The following is a 4,849-nucleotide window of genomic DNA, read 5'->3' as shown; positions in this document are numbered from 1 at the left end:
GTGCTGCTGCGGGATGGTGGCCGTGTGCCCGACCCCGTGCAGATCCCGCTCAGCGTCCGCTCCGGCACGGTCCTCGCCGGGACGCTTCCGCTGCGCGACCTGATCGCCGCGTGGCGGCTGGGCGCCGGAGCCGCCAGCCCACCCTGACGCGCCTCAGGCGCTCTCGGTCATGCATGGAAGCTGCATGAACGTGTCGAACCAGCGGGCAAGGGCCGGGTGAGACGCGGCCCAGTCCGTCTCCATTCCCACGCGGTTGAGGAAATCCAGTGCCGCCGCAATGGCCAGCTTGCCCACATCGGGATGAGGGCCGGGGACACGCACTTCCAGAAGGTCGATGCTGCGGCGGATGGCGCGGAACTGCGCCTGTGCCATAGCATTGTCCGCTGGCACATTCGCACGGGCAAGGCGGCGGATGAAGATCGCCGCATCGGCGATGCCGTCGCCCAACGCCTGCTGCTTCATCGACAGCCAGCGTGTTGCGCCATAGGACGGCACGACCACATGGCTGTCGGTCAACTCGCTCAGATAGTCGATGATCACCGGGCTGTCATAGATCGCGACGCCGTCGGGGGTGACGAGGGCCGGCACCTTGCCAAGGGGATTGGCGGCCATCAGCTCCGCGGGCGGGTCGGCCAGGTCGACCTTGATCAGCTCGATCTGGTCGGTCATCTGCAGGACATGAATCGCGGCGCGGACCTTGCGCGCATACGGACTGCCCGGAGTGTGAAAGAGGCGCATCAGAAGCTGTCCTTTTGTTGCCGAAGCCGCGCGAGCGACGCGACGTCGGGGGCCCGGAGAAACGGATTTGTCGCTTTTTCGACGCCCAGCGCCACGGGCAGCGTCGGACGGTCCTCCGCACGCAGGCGCTCGATGTCGGCACAGCGCTGTGCGAGGGCATCATGGGGCTGTTCGACATGGCGGGCAAATGCCGCGTTGGACATCGTGTATTCGTGCCCTGCATACACCATCGTATTGTCCGGAAGCGCCTTCAGCCGCCCGAGTGACCCGAACATGTCGGCGGCGGTCCCCTCAAACAACCGGCCGCAGCCAAGGCTGAACAGCGTGTCGCCCGTAAACACGGCGCGCGAGTCGGCGAAATAGAACGCGACGTGGCCCAGCGTGTGCCCGGGCGTGTCGATCACGACGCCACGGCTTTCACCGATCGCGACCTGATCGCCCGGCGCCACCGCGATATCGAGCGCGGGCAGCCTCGCCGCGTCGGCCCCGTTGCCGATCACCCGTGCGCCGTACTGCCGGCGCAGCTCCGCGACACCGCCCACATGGTCGGCATGATGATGGGTCAACAGGATCAGGTCCAGGCGACCGTCGCGGCCCAAAACCTGCGCGACCGGGGCGGCCTCGCCGGGATCGACGACGGCGACCGTACCCGTCGCCGCATCGACGGCCAGCCACGCATAGTTGTCGGACAGCACGGGAATGGGGATGATCGAGAGGGTCATGACACGTCTCCGCTGCGGGTAGCGCCGGTCCGGCACACCGCGCCAGACCGTAGCGCCCGGCCCGGCCCACGCGCAATTGCGGCCGGGCGCACCCTGCAATGCTTGACCACCCCGGCGAGTGCCGTCATGACAGCGTTATGTCGTTGATCCAGTCCCTCCGCCTCGTCCTGGCCAAACCGCACCCTGCGGCGCGTCCGTTCCTGCTTGCCTCCGGTGCCGGCCTGCTGATGGGCCGCGCGACGGGCTGGCGGCCGACCCGGGCACTGGGGACGCTTTCCGGACTTTTCTTCGGCTTCTGCCTGTATTTCTTCCGCGACCCCAAACGCGTGACGCCAGCGGGCGATGTCGTGGTGTCGGCGGCCGACGGGCGTGTCGTCTCGATCGAGAAAATCGCGCCGCCGGCCGAACTCGCGATGGGGGACCAGCCGGTCTGGCGCGTCGCCACGTTCCTGTCGGTGCTGGACGTGCATGTGAACCGCATGCCGGCAGCCGGCACCGTCACGGGTGTGGCCTACCATGCCGGGCAGTTCCTCAACGCCAGCCTCGACAAGGCGTCCGACCTGAACGAGCGCAACGCACTGCGCCTGACGCTGCGCGACGGACGGAACATCGCCGTGGTGCAGATCGCGGGACTGATCGCCCGGCGCATCCTGTGCTCGGCCCGGGACGGCATGGTGTTCGAGGCTGGCGAGCGCTTCGGCCTGATCCGCTTCGGCTCCCGGACCGATGTCTATCTGCCACCGGGCGTGGAGCCGCTGGTCGAGGTCGGGCAGACCATGATCGGCGGCGAGACCGTTCTCGCCCGTCTCTGACCCCGTGGCAGCCGACCCGCCACGGGCACGACGACGCCTGCGCCGACTGCGTCGCATGCGGCGCCCCCGCGCCCGCGTGCGTGGCCCATCGTTCAATCGGCTGATCCCGAACATCATGACGATGCTGGGCCTGTGTTCGGGCCTGACCGGCATGCGGTATGCTCTGGAAGGGCGGTTCTCCGGCGCCGCTGTAGCGTTGCTGATTGCCGCGTGCATTGACGGCCTGGACGGGCGTATCGCCCGCCTCCTGCGCGCGACCAGCCGCTTTGGCGCCGAGTTCGACAGCCTGTCCGATTTCATGTGCTTCGGCGTGGCGCCGGGCTTTGTGCTCTATCTGTGGGGGCTGGACCGTGCCGGACCCTACGGTTTCGTGCCCTGTATCATGTTCACCGTGTGCATGGCGCTGCGCCTCGCCCGTTTCAACGCGGGCCTTGACGATGAGGACGAGAAGCCGAAATACGCCAGCAATTTCTTCACCGGCGTCCCGGCTCCCGCCGGCGCCGGGCTGGCGCTGTTCCCCGTTTTTCTGGGCCTTGAGGCGCAGACGCTCGACCTCGATGGCCTGCTGCGCCTGACGCACGAGCCCTGGATGTCCGCCCTATCGCTGGGCGGGACGGCGTTCCTGCTGGTCTCGACGCTGCCAGTCTGGTCGTTCAAGAACTTCAAGGTGCCAGCGGTCTACGTCCTGCCGATGATGCTGGGCATCGGCGGGTATGCGGCGGTTCTGGTCGCTGATCCATGGGCCGCACTGGCCGCCGCGGGCGTCATCTACCTCGCCCTGTTGCCGCTCAGCCGCCGCAGCTTTCATCGCCTGAAGAAAGCCGCCGATGACCTGCAGGAAGATGTCGAGGACGACGACGGCGCCCCTTCGGCGGCCTGATCGCCTCAGCGCGTCCGAACCAGACCGAGGCGCCGTGCGGCCAGGTCCGCGACCGATAAGGCGACCCCGTCCCCCTGCCCGTCCGCACGCGACCACAGCGCCGACAGACAGGCATAGGCCAGTACCCATCGCAGCAGTTCGTCGCGCGATCGCCCGGCGCGGGCTTCGACCAGCGCCAGCCGCCGGTCCAGCGACGCTGCGTCGCGGGCCGTGCTGCGGCCCGGATCGGCAAGGTCCGGGTTGAGGAACATCGGCACGTAGTCGAAGGCCAGCGGTCCGACCAGCCCCTTCGGGTCGATCGCACTCCAGCCCGACGTCGGACCGAACCATAGCACGTTCCCATGATGAAGATCGCCGTGCAGCACGCCGGAGGGGGACGAAGCTGCCAGCAGTTCGAACGCCACGTGGCGGCCGGCCATGATGACCGCACCAGACGTCTCCGGCGCCTCCAGAAGGGCCTGGAACCAGACCGCCAGCGGCACATACCCGCGCGGATCGACCGAATGGTCATGCAGCCGCCCGATCACGTCGCACAGGACCGCGCACGCCCGGTCGTCGCAGGGTTCATCCAGTAGCGAGGCGGAGCCACGCGCCATCAGAAGGGCATCGTCTTCCTGCCGAAAGACGCGTACCGCGCCGCGGCCTGCCCAGGCGCGCAGCAGCCGCATGCCGGCGCGTTCGCTTGCGTCGGCGCTGACCTTGAGCATGGCGCATCGCTGCTCCGCTTCAACGATGACCGGCAGCAGCAGGCCGCGCGGCGTCTCGACCGACGCTCCATCGGCGACCAGTCCCCAGGCACTTAGCCAGTGACGAAGGCGGCAGCCAAGACCGTGGACATTCTTCACTCCGAGACCCTTCTTCCCGACCATGTGTGCCGGATCGCGAAACGTCGGAACGAACGCGGACCACTCACGTTGGCACCGTCACAGGCTCTCATGAAGGGGGAAAGCGATGCCGGAGCAGGGCGAGCAGGCGTTCATGCGACACGGAACCGTCGTCGCGGTCGAAGACGACCCGCTGCTGCGTCTTGACGTGTCGTGCGAGCTGCGACAGTCGGGCTATGACGTCATCGAGTTTGAATCCGCCGACGACGCCGTCGTCTCCCTTCAGGATCCCGGCCTTGTCGTGCGGGCAGTCGTAACCGACGTCAACATCCCTGGCCAGCACGATGGCGTGGCGCTTGCCGACCATATCCGGCACCACCGTCGCGGCACGCCGGTCATCTTCACCACCGGTGCGCCAGACCGCGTCCGGGAACAAGGGCGGCCGCATCCCGATGAGCGGATGTTGCCCAAGCCCTGCGCGGCGCAAGACATCGTGGCCGAACTGCATGGCCTCGGCGTCGCGCCGACGGCCGCCTCCTGACGACACACCGACGACAGATCACCCGGTCGTCGTGTTCTCCGAACGCAATACGTCGAGGGGAACGACGGCACCGTCGCGCTCGAAGTGCCAGAACGTCCAGCCGTTACAGCTCGGCGCGTTCGTCAGCGTCGCCCCAAGCTTGTGAATCGACCCTCGCTGACTGCCCGACACCAGGGTGCCGTCAGGCGAAACGGTGGCCGACACACGTCGCGCCCGATCGAACACCGTCGTCCCGGCAGGCAGCACGCCGCGCTCGACAAAACTGCCAAACGGCACGCGGGGGGCGTCGCGCCGCGCGGGGGTCGTCGCCACGCTGTCGATGGCGATCGGAC

7 protein-coding genes are annotated in these 4,849 nt (G+C 68.0%); 3 read left to right on the top strand and 4 right to left on the bottom strand.

The window, feature by feature from the left end; genetic code table 11:
- Positions 1-153 precede the first annotated feature (153 nt).
- Positions 154-738: a glutathione S-transferase gene (locus HUK82_RS14525; protein ID WP_176614636.1), complete on the bottom strand. Its 585-nt coding sequence runs from the start codon at positions 736-738 to the stop codon at positions 154-156.
- A complete protein-coding gene (gloB, locus tag HUK82_RS14520) occupies positions 738-1,460 on the bottom strand; it encodes a hydroxyacylglutathione hydrolase (protein ID WP_176614635.1) in 723 nt (240 codons plus the stop codon). The genes HUK82_RS14525 and gloB overlap by 1 nt, the downstream gene beginning before the upstream one ends.
- A 137-nt stretch (positions 1,461-1,597) precedes the next feature.
- Between gloB and HUK82_RS14515 the strand changes: the two genes are divergently transcribed.
- Entirely contained in the window at positions 1,598-2,272 is a 675-nt protein-coding gene (locus HUK82_RS14515) for a phosphatidylserine decarboxylase (RefSeq protein ID WP_176614637.1), read from the top strand.
- A 76-nt stretch (positions 2,273-2,348) separates the two neighbouring features.
- Entirely contained in the window at positions 2,349-3,152 is an 804-nt protein-coding gene (locus HUK82_RS14510; RefSeq protein ID WP_373318295.1) for a CDP-alcohol phosphatidyltransferase family protein, read from the top strand.
- 5 nt (positions 3,153-3,157) lie between these two features.
- Here HUK82_RS14510 and HUK82_RS14505 read toward each other — a convergent pair whose 3' ends face one another.
- Positions 3,158-4,021, bottom strand: a complete 864-nt coding sequence (locus tag HUK82_RS14505) for an aminoglycoside phosphotransferase family protein (RefSeq protein ID WP_218061603.1) — start codon at positions 4,019-4,021, stop codon at positions 3,158-3,160.
- An 82-nt stretch (positions 4,022-4,103) separates the two neighbouring features.
- Between HUK82_RS14505 and HUK82_RS14500 the strand changes: the two genes are divergently transcribed.
- Positions 4,104-4,517 carry a response regulator gene (locus HUK82_RS14500; RefSeq protein ID WP_176614632.1) on the top strand — a complete coding sequence of 138 codons (414 nt, stop codon included), beginning with the start codon at positions 4,104-4,106 and terminating at the stop codon, positions 4,515-4,517.
- 18 nt (positions 4,518-4,535) lie between these two features.
- Here the strand turns inward: HUK82_RS14500 and HUK82_RS14495 are convergent.
- Positions 4,536-4,849 (bottom strand): restriction system modified-DNA reader domain-containing protein (locus HUK82_RS14495; RefSeq protein ID WP_456304207.1); only part of this gene is annotated, 314 nt, incomplete at its 5' end.

Origin of the sequence: Ameyamaea chiangmaiensis, assembly GCF_013376175.1 — a bacterium.
In the GTDB taxonomy this organism is placed as follows: Bacteria; Pseudomonadota; Alphaproteobacteria; order Acetobacterales; family Acetobacteraceae; genus Ameyamaea; species Ameyamaea chiangmaiensis.
This window is presented reverse-complemented; position numbering and strand designations above follow the sequence as displayed.

Coding starts and splice junctions, on each gene's coding strand:
- HUK82_RS14525 (WP_176614636.1), bottom strand. CDS start 738: ATGCGCCTCTTTCACACTCCGGGCAGTCCGTATGCGCGCAAGGTCCGC.
- HUK82_RS14500 (WP_176614632.1), top strand. CDS start 4,104: ATGCCGGAGCAGGGCGAGCAGGCGTTCATGCGACACGGAACCGTCGTC.
- HUK82_RS14515 (WP_176614637.1), top strand. CDS start 1,598: ATGTCGTTGATCCAGTCCCTCCGCCTCGTCCTGGCCAAACCGCACCCT.
- HUK82_RS14505 (WP_218061603.1), bottom strand. CDS start 4,021: ATGGTCGGGAAGAAGGGTCTCGGAGTGAAGAATGTCCACGGTCTTGGC.
- gloB (WP_176614635.1), bottom strand. CDS start 1,460: ATGACCCTCTCGATCATCCCCATTCCCGTGCTGTCCGACAACTATGCG.